A 14,609-nucleotide genomic window follows, 5' to 3' on the forward strand; every position below is an offset into this window, starting at 1 on the left:
TCACTCCCCGGGCGGCCCCACCACCGAGCGGGCGAAGCCCAGTTCCACCAGGTCCTGGGGGCGCAGCCGCAGCTGGTCGGCCGTGGCGTGCACCTCGTCGGGGGTGCGCTTCAGGATCGCCGCCGCCAGTTCCGGGGCGATGACCGAGAAGTAACTGTCCCGGGTGACATGGGTGTTCCCCGGCGCCGCCAGCGCCAGCGCGCCGCCCGAGCCGCCCTCGCCGATCACCAGGGTGGTGACGGGGACCCGGGCCTCGGCCATCGCCGCGAAGGCGTCGGCGATGGCGGCGCCCGCGCCGGCCCGCTCCGCCGCCGCGTCGTTGGCCGCGCCGGGGGTGTCGATCAGGGTGAGCACGGGGACGCCGATCCGGTCCGCCAGCCGGATCACCCGGGCCGCCGTGCGGTAGCCGGCCGGGCGGATCGCGGTGCCGCACTGGGCCACGTACGCGATCGACCGGCGGTCCCGCCCCCCGAAACCGGCGAGCAGCCCCGGGTCCGTGCCCCCGCAGCGGTCGCCGACGAGCGGCAGCCGGTATGCGAAATAGGCGTCCAGATACGCCTCGGCGCGCGGCCGGGAGGGTGAGCGGGCCTGCCGTACCGCGTCCGTGCCGGTCACCGGGAGCCCGGCCGTGGAGAGGGCCTCCGGCACCGGGGCGGGGGGCTCCGGGGCGTCCGGGAGGTGCAGCGCCCGCAGCCAGCGGCCCACCGTCCTCGGGAGCTCGTCCGGCGGGACGACCGCGTCGACCTGGCCCGCCGCCAGCTGGCCCTCGGCGGTGTACGCGTGCGGGTCCGCGTCCGGCGGCCGTACCCGGGAACCGGCGAACCCGACCTGGGCGCCCGGCAGCGCCAGGATCACATCGGCGCCGGCCCCCAGCGTGGCCCAGCCGCCGCCCGTCGTCGGGTCGCGCAGGACCGCGATCTGGGCCGGGCCCGCCGCCCGCAGCCGCGCCGAGGCGCGGGCCACCCGCTGGAGCTGGGTCAGGGCGACCATGCCCTCCTGCATCCGGCTGCCGCCCGTCGCGATCAGTGAGACCAGCGGCAGCCCCCGGGTCCGGGCAGCCTCGTACGCGGCCACCAGCCGGTCCCCGGTGCGCTGCCCCAGCGAACCGCCCAGGAAGCCGAACTCGAACGAGACCAGGACGCAGAACCGGCCGCCGAGCGAGGCGATGCCGTGGACGACGGACTCCTCCTCGCCGGTACGGGCGGTGGCGCGGGCCCGGGATTCCCCGTATCCGGCCCAGGAGAGCGGCCCGTCCCCGGTGTCGTCCGGAGCACCGCAGCCGGACGTGAGCTCCTCGAACTCCGTGGTGAGTGCCGTGATCGCCGCTCTCGCCGTCGGACGCTCAGCCATGGAGCGACCGCTTCATGATCTTGCCGAGGTCGTTGCGGGGCAGCGCGTCCAGGTAGCGGACCGTGCGCGGGCGCTTGTGCGGGGACAGCTGGGCGGCCACATGGTCCGCGAGCTCCTGCTCGCAGGGCGGCGCCGCCGGGTCGGCCGGCACCACCCAGGCGACGATCCGCTCGCCCAGGTCCGGGTCCGGTTCACCGGTGACGGCGGCCTCGCGGACGCCGGGGTGGTCCAGCAGCGCGTTCTCGATCTCCCCGGCGCCGATCTTGTAACCGCCGCTCTTGATCAGGTCGGTGGCCTTGCGCCCGACGATCCGCACATAGCCGTCGGCGTCCCGGGTGGCCATGTCCCCGGTGCGGAACCAGCCGTCCTCGGTGAGCGCGGCGGCGGTGGCGTCGGGGCGGTTCAGATAGCCGGTGAAGAGGTTCGGGCCGCGTACCTGGATCTCGCCGATGGTGTCGGGGCCGCTGCCGTCCCCGGGCAGGACGGTGCCGTCCTCCTCGACCAGACGGAGCTCCACGCCGCGCAGGGGTGCGCCGACCGTTCCGGGCCGGGGTTCGCCGTCGGCCCGGACGCCCGTGTTCATCAGGGTCTCCGTCATGCCGTACCGCTCGATGACCCGGCGGCCGGTGGCGGCAGCGATCCGCTCGTGGTCGTGCACCGGCAGCGCGGCCGACCCGGACACCAGCAGCCGGGCGCCGGCCAGCGCCTTCGCCAGCCCGTCCGCCCCGGGGCCGTCGAGGGCCTCGGCCAGCCGGTGGTACATCGTCGGCACGCCGAAGAGCATGGTGCCGCCGGACGAAAGCTCCCGGGCCACCCCGTCGGTGGAGAACCTGCCCAGGTGCCGCACCGAGCCGCCCCGGCGCAGCGGCCCGAGCACGCCCAGGATCAGGCCGTGCACATGGAACAGCGGCAGGGCGTGGACGAGCACGTCGTCGCCGGTCCACTGCCAGGCGTCCTCCAGCGCGTCGAGCGAGGCGGCGATCGCCCGCCGGGGCAGGATCGCGCCCTTGGGCGGGCCGGTGGTCCCGGAGGTGTAGACGATCAGCGCGGGGGATTCGGGGGAGGGCTCGGGGAGCGTGGTGCCGGCGCCCTCCCCGGCCGTGTCGACGTCGATGCGGTCCAGCGCGTCCAGCACCGGCGGGAGCGTGTCGCCCGCCCCGGCCAGCACCACGGCCGGTTCGCTGTCGGCCAGGATGTGGGCGAGTTCGCGCGTCCCCGTCTTCGGGTTGAGCGGAACCGCCGGTACCCCGGCACGCAGCGCGGCCACGACGGCGACCACCGTCTCGGGGGTGGGGGTGGCCCAGACCGCGACCCGCCCGGCCCCGGCGAGACGCCCGGCGAGCGCGGTGGAGGCGGTGGCCAACCGGTCGTAGGTCATGGTGTGTTCGCCGAACCGGGTGGCTTCCCGGGTCGAACCGTCATCCGGCACAGAGAGAAGAGGAGTCACCCACCGCACCTTATGGGCTGAGCCGGAAGCGCGGACTTGGATCGACCGGCAATCGGAAGGAGGGACGACGTCCTAGTCCCGCTTGAGTCCGCGCATGCGGCCGTACGCGTACACGCACCCCGCCAGTGCCAGGTCCGACAGCAGCATGAAGCCGATCGAGTACGAGCCCTTCGCGCTGTAGATCGCGCCCATCACCAGCGGTGGCACGAAGCCGCCCAGGCCGCCCATCGCGCCGACGATCCCGGTCACGCTGCCCACCTTCGCCTGCGGGGTCACCTGCGAGACCAGGGCGAAGACGCTGCCGCTCGCGGTGCCCAGGCCCGCCGCCATGCAGAGCAGCGCGATCGTGCCGCCCGGGGCCAGCGGCGGGTCGAAGGCCTGGACGATCGCCATCAGGGCGGCCAGGCCGAGTGCCCCGGCCGTGACCACGGCCGGGTGGACGCGGTCCGACAGCCAGCCCCCGATCGGCCGGAAGACGACCGTGACCAGGGCGAATCCGGCGGCCTTCGTGCCGGCGTCGGTGGGCGACAGGTCGTACCAGGTCTTCAGATAGGTGGGGAGGTAGACGCCGAACGCGACGATTCCGCCGAACCCGATCGCGTACAGCGCGGACAGCTCCCAGGTGACCCGCAGCCGTCCGGCGTCGGCCAGCCGGTGGGCGAGCGAGTCGGTCGGCACCGGGCGGCCCGGCCGGTCGCCGACCAGCACCGCGGCCAGTGCCGCGTACACCACGAGCGCCGCCGCGACCACCAGGTACGGCAGGTTGTCGCCGTGCTCGGCGATCCTCGGGGTGAAGTACCCGGACAGCGCGACACCGCCCATGCCCATGCCGAAGATCCCGAGCGCGAGGCCGCGTTTGGCGGGCGGGAACCACGAGTTGACCAGGGGGATGCCGATCGCGAACGTGGTGCCGCCCAGACCCAGCAGAAAGCCCACGGCGAGCATCGCGCCGTAGGAGTCCCGTGCCGGGATCAGCAGCAGCACCGGCACGATGGTGAGCGCCGAGACCAGCGGGAACATCAGCCGTGCGCCGTACTTGTCGGTCAGCGCGCCCACCGGGATCCGGCCCAGCGAACCCACCAGCACCGGCACCGCCACCAGCAGCGACTGCTCGAACGAGGTCAGCCCCAGCCGTTCCTTGTAGTCCCCGGACAGCGGCGCGATCAGATTCCAGGCCCAGAAGGTGAGCCCGAAACCGATCGTGGCCATCAGAAGGTTGCGGTAGGCGGCCGGGGACGGCGCGTCGACCGGGGCGGAGGACTGTTTGACGGCTGTATCCACCCCTTCAGTCAAGGGCGGGCGGAGGCCGCGGGCCTGCCGGGATGCGCCATGCGGGTCACCCGCCGGCAGGGGGCCGGGTACGGGGGCGGGGTACGGCCGGACGCGACTTGCACAGTCACGAACCGGACAAAGCTGCGACAATCGCAGTATGGACCGGCTGGACAGGGAAATCCTCGGCATCCTCCAGGAGGATGCCCGGATCTCGTACCGTGATCTGGGCGTACGGGTGGGGCTCAGCGCCAACGCGGCGGCCGACCGGGTGCGCAGACTGCGCCGCGACGGTGTCATCCGCGGTTTCACCGTGATCATCGATCCGGCCGCCGACACCCGTACCGGCCTCGTCGTCTTCATCGATGTGACGCTGCGCATCGACACGACCAACGAGGTGTTCGAGCGGGCGGTGCTCGCCCTGCCCGGCATCACCGAGGTGGTCCATGTGACCGGCGGCCACGACTATCTCGTACGGGCCACCGTCGCCGACACCGCCGCCCTGGACGGGCTGCTGCGCCGGCTGAAGCGGGAGGCCGGGGTCGCCCACTCCAACACCCGGGTCGCGCTCAGAGCGGCGCCTGCCAGCTGACGGTCGGCGAGCGCGAGCCGTCCTCCTCGCGCCCGTCGTCGGCGACCGTCAGCCGGACCGCGGCCCGCCCGTCCGGCAGCTCGGTTGTCGCGTCCACCGACACCTCGATCGCCGACACCCCGGCCCGTCGGTGCGCTGTCGCGAGCGCGCCGCGCAGCGCGGCGAGCAGCTGCCGGTCCACGGGCTCCCGGACCAGCGCGTCGACCGCCCCGGTGAAGTGCACCGACGGCTGGAAGCCGAGTACGGCGGCGGCGCCCGCGGTCTCCCGCAGCACCCGGCCGCGGAAGGTCGCGGGAGCCTCGGCGGGCGGCTGCTGAAGGGCGAAGATCGCCGTCCGCACCTCCTGAATGGTGGAGTCCAGCTCGTCCACGGCCCTGCCGAGCAGCTCGTCGGTGTCCGGGGCGGCGGCCCTGCGGCGGGTCGACTCCAGCATCATCTCGGTCGCGAACAGCCGCTGGACCACGAGATCGTGCAGATCGCGGGCGATCCGGTCCCGGTCCTCGTACACCGCGAGCTGTTCCCGGTCGTGCCGGGCGTCCGCCAGGACCAGCGCCAGCGCGGCCTGCGAGGCGAACTGGGTGGCCAGCAGCCGGTCCACGGCCGTGTACGGGCGGTCGCCGCGCCGCCGGGGCAGGGCGAGGGTGCCGATCAGCCGGCCGCCGCTCTGCAGCGGCAGCATCATGCTGGGGCCGAAGCGCGAGCGCACATGCGTCGTCATCCGCGGATCGGTCGCCGAGTCCTCGATGAACACCGGTTCCCCGCCGAGCAGTTGGACCAGTACCGCGGAGCCGGGCGCGATGGTCGTACCGACGATCCCGGCCGGGTCGTCGAGCGTGGACGCGGTGACGATCTCCATCCCGCCCTCCTCGTTCGGCTGGAGGATGACCCCCGCACAGGCGTCGGCGAGCGTCCTGGCCCGTTCGGCGACGGTCATCAGCGCGTCGGCCGCGCTCCCGCCGGTCAGCAGCGCGGTGGTGACGGCGGCCGCCCCCTCGATCCAGTGCTCCCGCTGCCGGGCCGCCGCGTACAGCCGGGCGTTGGCGATCGCGATCCCGGCCCGCGAGGCCAGCGCGCCGAGTACCGCCGTGTCCGGGTCGGTGAACCCGCCGGGGTGCTTCTCCGTGAGGCAGAGGTTGCCGAAGACCTGGCCGTGCACCCGGATCGGCGCCGCGAGGAAGGGGCGCTTCGGCGGATCGCCGGGCGGCAGCCCGCCCGTCCCTTCGAGCCCCGAGGTGTACAGCTCGCCGATGGTGCCGCGCTCCGGGTCGAGCACGCCGAGCGTGCCGTACCGGGCCCCGGTCAGGGCCGTCGCGGTGTCCACGATCTGCTGGAGCATGGTCCGCAGTTCGAGGTCGGAACCGATGCTCAGCACCGCTTCCAGGAGCATCGACAGCGCCGGTTTCTCCGGGGCGGGGGCCGCCGGGGCCGCCCCGCACGGTCCCGCGTCCGCCGTCTCTTCGGTCATGCGCCGCACGCCCGCGGTGCTCAGCAGGCCAGCGGGTCGAGGACCATCGGCTCGATCTTCCCGTCCAGCATGGCGCCGAGCCCCAGCACCGCGCAGACGTCCGGCCGCTCCGCGATGTGCACCGGCACGCCCGTAGCGTCCCGCAGCATCTGGTCGAGCCCGGGCAGCAGCGCGCTGCCGCCGACCATCATGATCCCGCAGTCCGCGAGGTCGGCCACCAGATCGGGCGGGCAGTCGCGCAGGATCTTGCCGAGCCCGTCCAGCACCGCGGTGAGCGGGGCGTGGATGGCCTCCCGCACGGCGGCGGTGTCCACCTGCACCGAGCGGGCCAGACCGGTCGCCACGTCACGGCCGTGGATCTCGGTCGTGGTGGGCCCCTTCGCGGTGAGGCCGCTGCCGCTGAGTGCCAGCTGCAGCGGGCGCACGGACTGGCTCGGCAGCATCAGCTCGTGGTGCTGGCGCAGATACTGGATCACCGTGTGGTCGATGGCGTCGCCGCCCACCGGGATGCGTACGGCGCTGACGATCGAGCCGAGCGAGAGCACCGCGATCTGAGTGGTCGCCGCCCCGCACACCATGATCATGGTGGCGGTCGGCTGCTCGACCGGCAGTCCGCAGCCGACGGCCGCCGCGATCAGGGTGTCGACCAGCTCGACCCGCCGGGCACCGATCCCGACCATCGTCTCCACGGCGGCCCGCTGGGCGAGCGGATCGCTGTCGTGCGGGGTGCAGGCGGCGGCCCGCAGCCGCGGCTTGCGGCGCAGCTGCCGGCGGAGCTTCTCGCCGAGCAGATGGCGGAGCATGCGCTGGGCCATCTCGATGTCGACGACGGTCCCGCCGGTGACCGGGCGGGCCACCCGGATGTAGTCGGGAGTGCGGCCCGTCATCTGTTCGGCGAGCGCGCCGACGGCGATGAGCGACCCGGTACGGGTGTTCACCGCGGCGACGCTCGGCTCGTCGACGACGAGCCCGAGGCCCTTGACGTACACCCGGGTCCGGGCGGCCCCGAGGTCGACGGCGACATGGCAGCGGCGCAACTGCTCAAGACTGACGGTCACGGCAGGTCTCCCGAGAGCGCGGACGATGACACCGGCGGCAGCCGGTTCTGTCCCGCAAGCGTGCGCCGTTCGGAGTCCTGGCGCGCGCTGGGCTGAGCCGTCGGAGGGACCGGGCTGACGGGCCGGCAGAAGGCCGCGGTACGCGTTGATCAGCCCGGCAGCAGCCGCTGGAGGAGCCCCCAGGTGAACTCGGCGACGTACGGCTCGCCCGTGTCCGGCGCGGTGATCGCGAGCGCCCACCGGGTCGGCGCGCCGCCCTCCAGCGGGCGGGCCGGCGCGAAGGCCCGCGCGACCTCGTCGACCGTGCTCGACCAGGGGCGCAGATCCGCGACCGTACGCAGCTCGGGGCCCGGTGCTCCCGGCGCCCGGACCAGCCACTCGTTCCACACCGCGCCGCCCGGCGCGACCATCACCTCGAACCACAGGTCCGGCCACAGCACCGTCGGCCACCGCAGCGCGTCGCACTCCAGGTCGCCGACGGTGCGGCGGACGGACGAGGCGGGCTCGCCGAGCACCGAGCGGTAGCGGCGCAGCGCGCCCCGCCCGCCGGGCGCCCGCACCATGGCCTGCCAGCGGCGGTTGGCCTCCCGCATCTCGGCGAGCGTGGCCCGGGGCTCCAGCTCGTGCCGGGCGTCCTCGACGAGGCCGGGCTGGTGGTCGGCCATCCGGCGCAGCAGGACCAGCTGGAACTCACGGGGGCCGAAGGGAGCGGTCACGGCTTCGACGGTTCCGTACCGGGGCCCCGGCCGCCGGACGGTGCCGGCTCGCCGAGCATCCGGCGCAGCAGGTCCCGCAGCATCGCCCGGTCCCCGTCCGACAGCCCGGCCAGCGGCTCCCGGGCGAAGGTGAGCGAATCGCGCAGCTGCTGCGCGGTCCGCGCGCCCAGCTCCGTGGGAGCGGCCAGCTTCACCCGCCGGTCGGCCGGGTCCGGCCTGCGCTCCACCAGGCCGCGGGTCTCCAGCCGGTCGACGATGCCGGTGACGTTGGACGGCTCGCACTTCAGCTTCTGGGCGATCCTGCGCATGGGCATCGGCTCCAGCGAGAGCAGCCCGAGCACCCGCGCCTGCGCACCGGTGAGCGAGTGGGCCGCCGCCGCCTCGTCGTACTCCTCGTAGTAGCGCGCCACGACGGTGCCGATGAGCTCGACGACTTCGAGGGTCAGCGGGTCTGTGCGGGTGGTGGCCATGACACCCAGGATAGCCGGTTGCTTGACAACATGAAATATTCAGGAGCATGGTTGTTTCACCACATGAAGTATTTCACTTCCCCGGTACGGCACCGACCGCCCCGGCCGGAGCCTCCCCCCCCACCGCGTAGGACTTCGAGGAGAACCCGAGCCCATGTCAGCAGCACTTCCCACGTCCGGCCGTGAATGGCACCTCGTCGCCCGCCCCCACGGCTGGCCGAAGGCCGAGGACTTCGCGCTGCGTGAGGTCCCGGTCGCCGCTCCCGGCGAGGGCCGGGTCCTCGTCCGCAACGTGCACTTCTCGGTCGACCCCTACATGCGGGGCCGGATGAACGACGTGAAGTCGTACACCCCGCCCTTCAAGCTCGACCACCCCATGGACGGCGGAGCGGTCGGCGAGGTCATCGCCTCGAACGCCGACGGCTTCGCGGTCGGCGACCACGTCCTGCACGGTCTCGGCTGGCGCGAGTACGCCGACGTCCCGGCCAAGCACGCCGTGAAGGTCGACCCCTCGCTCGCCCCGCTCTCCGCCTACCTCGGCGTGCTCGGCATGACCGGGCTCACCGCCTACGCGGGCCTCTTCGACGTCGCCTCCTTCAAGCCGGGCGACGCCGTCTTCGTCTCCGGCGCGGCCGGCGCGGTCGGCAGCCAGGTCGGCCAGATGGCCAGGATCAAGGGCGCCTCACGGGTCATCGGCTCGGCCGGCTCCGACGAGAAGGTCAAGCTCCTCGTCGAGGAGTACGGCTTCGACGCCGCCTTCAACTACAAGAACGGCCCGGTCGCCGACCAGCTGCGCGCGGCCGCGCCCGACGGCATCGACGTCTACTTCGACAACGTCGGCGGCGAGCACCTCGAAGCGGCGATCTCCTCGCTCAACCTGCACGGCCGCGTCACCGTCTGCGGAATGATCGCCCAGTACAACGCGACCGAGCCGACCCCCGGCCCGCGCAACCTCGCCCTCGTCATCGGCAAGCGGCTGCGCATCCAGGGCATGCTCGTCGGCGACCACGCCGACCTCCAGCCGCAGTTCGTCCAGGAGGTCGCCGGCTTGCTGGCCTCGGGCGAGCTGAAGTACGGCGAGACCTTCGTCGAGGGCATCGAGAACGGCTTCGACGCCTTCCTCGGTCTGCTGCGCGGCGAGAACACCGGGAAGATGATCGTCTCCCTCGCCTGACAGCCGCTTGGGCGGACCCGTTAGGCTCATCCACAGGCCGTCGCGATCGTGGGCGCGAGTCGCGGCGCACAGCAGGAGGAATCCTCAGCATGACCATTCAGGACATAACCGTTGCCTACACCGCCGTCGCCACCGCCGAGAACGGCCGTGACGGCCGCGTCTCGTCCGACGACGGCAACCTCGACGTCGTCGTGAACCCGCCGAAGGCCATGGGCGGAAGCGGCGCGGGCACCAACCCCGAGCAGCTCTTCGCGGCCGGCTACAGCGCCTGCTTCCAGGGCGCGCTCGGCGTCGTGGCCCGCCAGGAGAAGGCGGACATCACCGGCTCCACGGTGACCGCCGAGGTCTCCATCGGCAAGACGGCCGAGGGCGGCTTCGGCCTGGAGGTGGCGATCAGCGCCACCATCCCGAACGTCGACACCGCCACCGCGCAGGCGCTCGTCGAGAAGGCCCACCAGGTGTGCCCGTACTCGAACGCCACCCGGGGCAACATCAAGGTCGAGCTGTCGGTCGCCTGACCGGCCGTCCGCGACAGGCCAAGGGCCGCACTCCCGAACGGGGTGCGGCCCTTCGCCGTCGCCCCTCGCGGCAACGCCCGCCGACCATTGGGGACAAACCGTCCGGCGGCCCGTGCCCCGCCCCAACTCCCAGGTCAACGGCCCCCTTCGCCACCAGTACGCTGACGCCATGCGTGATCTGGGTGCGGGCTTCGGCTACTTGGCAAAGGGACAGCGCTGGGCCGTCCGGCACGGGCGCTGGTTCGGTTTCGGGCTGCTGCCCGGACTCATCACACTCGTGCTGTACGCGGGTGCCCTGGTCGGCCTCGGCTACGGCGCGGACGACCTCGTGGACTGGGCGACCCCGTTCGCCGACGACTGGTCCTCGCCCTGGCTCGGGCTGCTGCGCAACACCCTGACCGTACTGGTCTTCGGTCTCGGCCTCTTCCTCGCCGTGATCACCTTCACCGCCGTGACCCTGCTGGTCGGCCAGCCCTTCTACGAGTCGCTCTCCGAGCAGGTCGACCGCACCGAGGGCGGCGACGTCCCCGAGTCCGGGCTGCCGCTCTGGCGGGAGCTGTGGATCTCCGCCCGCGACAGCGCCCGCATCCTGGTCCGGGTGGGGCTCTACTCGGTGCTGCTCTTCGCCCTCGGATTCGTCCCGGTGCTCGGCCAGACGGTCGTCCCCGTGCTCGGCTTCTGCGTCACCGGCTACTTCCTCGCCGAGGAGCTCACCGCCGTCGCGCTCCAGCGCCGCGGCATGGTGCTGCGCGACCGGCTCGCGCTGCTGCGCGGCCGGCGGCTGCTGACCCTCGGCTTCGGCGTACCGCTGGGGCTCGCCTTCCTGGTCCCGTTCGTCGCCGTGTTCCTGATGCCGGGTGCCGTCGCCGGAGCGACGCTGCTGGCGCGCGACCTGGTCGCGCCCGCCGAGGACGAGGACGAGACCCCGGCCCCGTACACCCTCGACAAGGACTGAGGAGAACACTCGCCCATGACCGAACTCGTCGCCGTCGCCGTCATCACCGTTCTCGCCGTCATCAGCCCGGGCGCGGACTTCGCGATGGTCATCCGCAACAGCTGCCTCTACGGACGTACGACGGGGCTCATGGCCGCCGCCGGGGTCGCCGCCGGCGTCCTCGTCCACGTCACGTACACGATGCTCGGCGTCGGGCTGCTGATCGCCTCGTCGACCGCCCTGTTCACCGCGATCAAGCTGGTCGGCGCGGGCTATCTCGTCTACATCGGCCTGCGGACCTTCTTCGCCCGCGGTGACCTCGACGTCGACCTGGAGACCAAGCCGCAGCTGACGCGGCTCGGGGCCCTGCGCACCGGCTTCCTCACCAACGCGCTGAACCCCAAGACCACGCTCTTCGTCGTGTCGACCTTCACCCAGGTCGTCGGGCCCGACACCGCCCTGTGGCAGCAGGCCGGTTACGGGCTGTTCATGTCCGCCGCCCACTTCGGCTGGTTCGCCCTGGTCGCGCTGTTCTTCTCGAACTCGCGGCTGCGCACCTCGATGCTGAAGTGGCAGAAGGCCCTCAACCGGGGCATCGGATCAGTGCTCGTCGGACTGGGCGTCACCCTGGGCCTGGCCCGCTGAGCGACGCCCGCCGGTCCCGGCTCAGCTGCTGTGCACCTCAAGCGCCGACCTGACCGCCGACTCCAGCGCCCCCTCGATCCAGGCCGGCTTGACCGAGGTGTGGTCGCCGGCGAAGTACAGCGGTCCCTCGGCCGACCGCACATCGGCGAGGAGCTCGGTGTGCTGGCCCGGCAGCAGCACCGAGGCCTCGCCGTACGCGTACTGGTCGCGCATCCAGGACTGGGTGGCCCCGGCCCCCGTGTAGAACACCTCGACGCGCTGCCCGTACACGTCCTGCACCCCGCCGAGCGTGTGCGGGTAGCGCTCGTCGTCGTCCAGCGAGTCCCACTTCAGGGCGTCGTCGGCCCAGCTGTACGAGGCGAGGAGGACGCCGCCCTCGCTGCCCTCGACCGGGTGGGAGGGCTGGTAGACGAAGCGGTTGGCGTTGTCGGTGACCGATCCGCCGCCGATGACGTGCGCCGCCTCGGGCTGGTTGCGGGCGGTGGCCCGGGAAGCCGCGTAGTGCACCCGCTGGTTGGGGGTGATGTGGCCGGGCGGTACGGAGGGGTGCGCGCCGAGCAGTGAACCGTCGGCCGGTGCCTTGCCCAGCCGGTAGGCGTCGTACAGGCCCGGCTTGACCTTCTCCAGCTCGATCTTCCAGTCCTTCTCCTCGAACTCCCACCAGCGGCGGCTGAATTCGAGCAGCACCTTGGTCGCCGCGTCGTAGTGGATCTCGGTGATCGCGCGCCGCTTGCCGTACGAGAGCGCGGGCGTGACGGGGACGTGGCGCAGTCCGGAGAACGGCACGGTGATGATCGCCCGGTCGCCGGTGAACTTCTGCCGCACCAAGGGCTTTCCGTCGCGGCCCTCGGAGACCGTCTCGACCTCGACGCCGTCGGGTCCGTAGCTGATCCTGGTGGCCCGCCGGTCCAGCCGGACCAGGTCCTTGACCCGCTTGTACATCGCGTCGGCCAGGGTGGCCGTGCCGTCCGGCAGCTCGTAGAACGCGGTGTCCGGGCTGATCAGGGAGGCCCCGATGAAGCTGTGCACGAAGGCGAGATGGAGGCGGGAGGTGAGGTTCTCGACCGTGCCGACGAGGTCGATGGTGCGCTCGTCGAGCTTGGCCGCCTCGGTCAGGAAGCGGAACATCGACCAGTGCCCGTACTTCTGGATCACCCGGGCCCAGCCCTCGACGAGCTCCCGGCCCTGCTTGCCCTCGAACTCCTTGCGTACGGGGGCGAACGCCTCGCGCACGATCGTCGCGGCGGTCTTGTTCTCGAACTCGGCGGGAACTCCGAACGAGCGGTTGATCGCCTGGGGCTTGGCCGCGTAGTCGGCCTTGCGCATCCGGACGCCGTTGACGTGGATCCAGGTGTGGTTGACGGGCCGGCCCTCGGAGTCGACGTCCACCAGGTAGAAGCGGCGGCGCTTCAGACCGAAGCTGTCCATCAGGCCGGTGACCAGCGGATGGCTGTCGGGGATCCGCATCGCGCCGGCCTCGGCGTACTGCTTCGGGTCCGCGAACGGCGTTTTGGCGTGCTCGTGGCCGCCCTTGCGGAAGGTCTTGATCCGGCCGCCGACGCGGTTGCCGTTGGCCTCGATGACGGTGACGGTGTGCCCTGCGCTGCGGAGCAGATGGGCGGCGGTGAGCCCGGCCGGTCCGGCGCCGACGATCAGCACCTTCTTGGGGCGCTTGCTGCTGCGCGGCAGGCCCTTGGACAGCAGGATGTCGCGGTAGCGGGGGACCAGTGGCCGGTCCTGTTCGTCGACCACGAGGATGGCGCGGGCGACGGCCAGGCAGGTGTCCCAGTCGGAGCCGGTGGCCGCGGGGGCGAGCGCGGCACCGGAGGCGGTGGCGGATCCGGTGGCGGCGGGCGCCGCGGCGCGCGCGGTGCCGGCGGCGGTGGCGGCCAGGGCCGCGGCACCGGCGGTGGCACCGGTGATCAGGGTGCGGCGGGACGGCAGGCCGGGGGTGGATCCTGTGGGGTTGGAAGTCATGCGGCAACCCTGGGGCGCCCCGGAGGGTGCCCTGCGCCCGGACGCGCGTAGACCGGCCCGAAATCACCCGCAGGGGGAGCGGATCGATCATGTTCCGCCCCGGTCGGTCACAGCTCATGTCATGATTGCCGGTTCTCCAAGACCCTTGATCCTGCCCATGGTTGAGGGTCTGCGGGCCTCGGTCCGGTCCGCCGTCACGGGGTCCGGGGGCCTCCGGTCCGGTCCGCCGTCACGGGTTCTGCGGAGCCTCGGCCCCGTCCGCCGTCGCGGGGTTCGCCGGAGCCCGGCCCGGTCCGTCTTCACGGGTTCTCCGGGGCCTCCGGGTTCTCCGGGTTCTCCGGGCCCTCCGGTCCGGTCGGCCGCAGCAGCGCCAGGAAGTCCCCGAACGCCGCGGGCATGTCCACCGAGTCCGGGTCCAGCAGCCACTGGTACTGGAGCCCGTCCATCACCGCCACCAGCAGCGGCGCCGCACGCTCCGGGGTCAGTCCGCCCGGCAGCCGTTCGCCGTACTCCGCGCGCAGTATCGCCGCCATGCTCGCCCGGACCTGGGTGTAGCGGCGGGTGAAGAACTCCCGCGCGGGATGACCCTCCGTCACGCTCTCGCCGAGCAGCGCCGAGAACGTCTGGACGATGCCGGGCCGCATCGCGTTGTACTCCACCAGTGAGGCCAGCAGTTCGATCCGCCAGACCCCGTCGCTCCGGGTGCCGCCCCCGGTGTCCCACTGGTCGCGCTCCTCCAGCACGGCCACGAGCAGCGCCTCCTTGGTCGGGAAGTAGTGCAGCAGCCCCTGCTGGCTGAGGCCGACCCGCTCGGCGACGGCGCTCAGCGAGGCGCCGCGGTAGCCGCGCTCGGCGATCACTTCGAGCGTGGCCCGGACGATCTCCGCCCGGCGCTCCGTACTTCTGGCCCGCACCATCGCCCCGGCCCCTTTCGGCGCTCCATCGGTCCCGCACAGGGACCGTACGCCATCCTTGAAATCACGGAATGATAACG

14 protein-coding genes are annotated in these 14,609 nt (G+C 72.7%); 5 read left to right on the forward strand and 9 right to left on the reverse strand.

The window, feature by feature from the left end; genetic code table 11:
• The 3 genes from AADR41_RS13595 to AADR41_RS13605 form a co-directional block, all read right to left on the reverse strand.
• Window positions 1–1,350 (reverse strand): carboxyl transferase domain-containing protein, encoded by a 1,350-nt coding sequence (locus tag AADR41_RS13595; protein ID WP_342281628.1) that lies wholly within the window; start codon window positions 1,348–1,350, stop codon window positions 1–3.
• Window positions 1,343–2,728, reverse strand: a complete 1,386-nt coding sequence (locus AADR41_RS13600) for an acyl-CoA synthetase (RefSeq protein ID WP_446751031.1) — start codon at window positions 2,726–2,728, stop codon at window positions 1,343–1,345. The genes AADR41_RS13595 and AADR41_RS13600 overlap by 8 nt, the downstream gene beginning before the upstream one ends.
• A 141-nt stretch (window positions 2,729–2,869) precedes the next feature.
• Complete coding sequence (locus AADR41_RS13605) at window positions 2,870–4,078, reverse strand: nitrate/nitrite transporter (RefSeq protein ID WP_342281630.1); 1,209 nt, start codon at window positions 4,076–4,078, stop codon at window positions 2,870–2,872.
• A gap of 148 nt (window positions 4,079–4,226) precedes the next feature.
• Between AADR41_RS13605 and AADR41_RS13610 the strand changes: the two genes are divergently transcribed.
• The gene (locus tag AADR41_RS13610) at window positions 4,227–4,658 is read left to right on the forward strand and encodes an Lrp/AsnC family transcriptional regulator (protein WP_342281631.1); all 432 of its coding nucleotides are present in this window, start codon (window positions 4,227–4,229) and stop codon (window positions 4,656–4,658) included.
• On the opposite strand, the gene AADR41_RS13615 is transcribed toward AADR41_RS13610, so the two are convergent.
• From AADR41_RS13615 to AADR41_RS13630, 4 genes are all read right to left on the reverse strand, one after another.
• The gene (locus tag AADR41_RS13615) at window positions 4,636–6,123 is read right to left on the reverse strand and encodes a GAF domain-containing protein (RefSeq protein WP_446751030.1); all 1,488 of its coding nucleotides are present in this window, start codon (window positions 6,121–6,123) and stop codon (window positions 4,636–4,638) included. The two genes, AADR41_RS13610 and AADR41_RS13615, sit on opposite strands and share 23 nt — an antisense overlap.
• A gap of 20 nt (window positions 6,124–6,143) precedes the next feature.
• The gene (gene mreB / locus AADR41_RS13620; RefSeq protein ID WP_342281632.1) at window positions 6,144–7,181 is read right to left on the reverse strand and encodes a rod shape-determining protein; all 1,038 of its coding nucleotides are present in this window, start codon (window positions 7,179–7,181) and stop codon (window positions 6,144–6,146) included.
• A 149-nt stretch (window positions 7,182–7,330) separates the two neighbouring features.
• Window positions 7,331–7,846 (reverse strand): hypothetical protein, encoded by a 516-nt coding sequence (locus AADR41_RS13625; RefSeq protein WP_342281685.1) that lies wholly within the window; start codon window positions 7,844–7,846, stop codon window positions 7,331–7,333.
• 47 nt (window positions 7,847–7,893) lie between these two features.
• Complete coding sequence (locus tag AADR41_RS13630; RefSeq protein ID WP_342281633.1) at window positions 7,894–8,367, reverse strand: MarR family winged helix-turn-helix transcriptional regulator; 474 nt, start codon at window positions 8,365–8,367, stop codon at window positions 7,894–7,896.
• Between the two features lie 154 nt (window positions 8,368–8,521).
• Between AADR41_RS13630 and AADR41_RS13635 the strand changes: the two genes are divergently transcribed.
• From AADR41_RS13635 to AADR41_RS13650, 4 genes are all read left to right on the forward strand, one after another.
• Window positions 8,522–9,541, forward strand: coding sequence for an NADP-dependent oxidoreductase (locus AADR41_RS13635; protein ID WP_342281634.1), 1,020 nt, complete (start codon window positions 8,522–8,524; stop codon window positions 9,539–9,541).
• Between the two features lie 89 nt (window positions 9,542–9,630).
• A complete protein-coding gene (locus AADR41_RS13640) occupies window positions 9,631–10,059 on the forward strand; it encodes an organic hydroperoxide resistance protein (RefSeq protein WP_342281635.1) in 429 nt (142 codons plus the stop codon).
• 169 nt (window positions 10,060–10,228) lie between these two features.
• On the forward strand, window positions 10,229–11,014 hold the full coding sequence (locus AADR41_RS13645; protein ID WP_342281636.1) for an EI24 domain-containing protein: 786 nt from the start codon (window positions 10,229–10,231) through the stop codon (window positions 11,012–11,014).
• A gap of 15 nt (window positions 11,015–11,029) precedes the next feature.
• Window positions 11,030–11,638 (forward strand): LysE family translocator, encoded by a 609-nt coding sequence (locus tag AADR41_RS13650; protein ID WP_342281637.1) that lies wholly within the window; start codon window positions 11,030–11,032, stop codon window positions 11,636–11,638.
• 21 nt (window positions 11,639–11,659) lie between these two features.
• On the opposite strand, the gene AADR41_RS13655 is transcribed toward AADR41_RS13650, so the two are convergent.
• Together AADR41_RS13655 and AADR41_RS13660 are read right to left on the reverse strand one after the other, a co-directional pair.
• Window positions 11,660–13,615 (reverse strand): flavin monoamine oxidase family protein, encoded by a 1,956-nt coding sequence (locus tag AADR41_RS13655; protein WP_342281638.1) that lies wholly within the window; start codon window positions 13,613–13,615, stop codon window positions 11,660–11,662.
• A 299-nt stretch (window positions 13,616–13,914) separates the two neighbouring features.
• A complete protein-coding gene (locus AADR41_RS13660; RefSeq protein WP_342281639.1) occupies window positions 13,915–14,532 on the reverse strand; it encodes a TetR/AcrR family transcriptional regulator in 618 nt (205 codons plus the stop codon).
• Window positions 14,533–14,609 lie beyond the last annotated feature (77 nt).

It is taken from the genome of Streptomyces sp. CLV115 (genome assembly GCF_038448545.1).
Classification (GTDB): Bacteria; Actinomycetota; Actinomycetes; order Streptomycetales; family Streptomycetaceae; genus Streptomyces; species Streptomyces sanglieri.

What these genes read in the sequence shown, in the direction of transcription:
- AADR41_RS13595 (WP_342281628.1), bottom strand. Translation starts at nt 1,350, where the DNA reads ATGGCTGAGCGTCCGACGGCGAGAGCGGCGATCACGGCACTCACCACG.
- AADR41_RS13600 (WP_446751031.1), bottom strand. Translation starts at nt 2,728, where the DNA reads ATGACCTACGACCGGTTGGCCACCGCCTCCACCGCGCTCGCCGGGCGT.
- AADR41_RS13610 (WP_342281631.1), top strand. Translation starts at nt 4,227, where the DNA reads ATGGACCGGCTGGACAGGGAAATCCTCGGCATCCTCCAGGAGGATGCC.
- AADR41_RS13615 (WP_446751030.1), bottom strand. Translation starts at nt 6,123, where the DNA reads ATGACCGAAGAGACGGCGGACGCGGGACCGTGCGGGGCGGCCCCGGCG.
- AADR41_RS13625 (WP_342281685.1), bottom strand. Translation starts at nt 7,846, where the DNA reads ATGGCCGACCACCAGCCCGGCCTCGTCGAGGACGCCCGGCACGAGCTG.
- AADR41_RS13630 (WP_342281633.1), bottom strand. Translation starts at nt 8,367, where the DNA reads ATGGCCACCACCCGCACAGACCCGCTGACCCTCGAAGTCGTCGAGCTC.
- AADR41_RS13635 (WP_342281634.1), top strand. Translation starts at nt 8,522, where the DNA reads ATGTCAGCAGCACTTCCCACGTCCGGCCGTGAATGGCACCTCGTCGCC.
- AADR41_RS13640 (WP_342281635.1), top strand. Translation starts at nt 9,631, where the DNA reads ATGACCATTCAGGACATAACCGTTGCCTACACCGCCGTCGCCACCGCC.
- AADR41_RS13645 (WP_342281636.1), top strand. Translation starts at nt 10,229, where the DNA reads ATGCGTGATCTGGGTGCGGGCTTCGGCTACTTGGCAAAGGGACAGCGC.
- AADR41_RS13650 (WP_342281637.1), top strand. Translation starts at nt 11,030, where the DNA reads ATGACCGAACTCGTCGCCGTCGCCGTCATCACCGTTCTCGCCGTCATC.
- AADR41_RS13655 (WP_342281638.1), bottom strand. Translation starts at nt 13,615, where the DNA reads ATGACTTCCAACCCCACAGGATCCACCCCCGGCCTGCCGTCCCGCCGC.
- AADR41_RS13660 (WP_342281639.1), bottom strand. Translation starts at nt 14,532, where the DNA reads ATGGTGCGGGCCAGAAGTACGGAGCGCCGGGCGGAGATCGTCCGGGCC.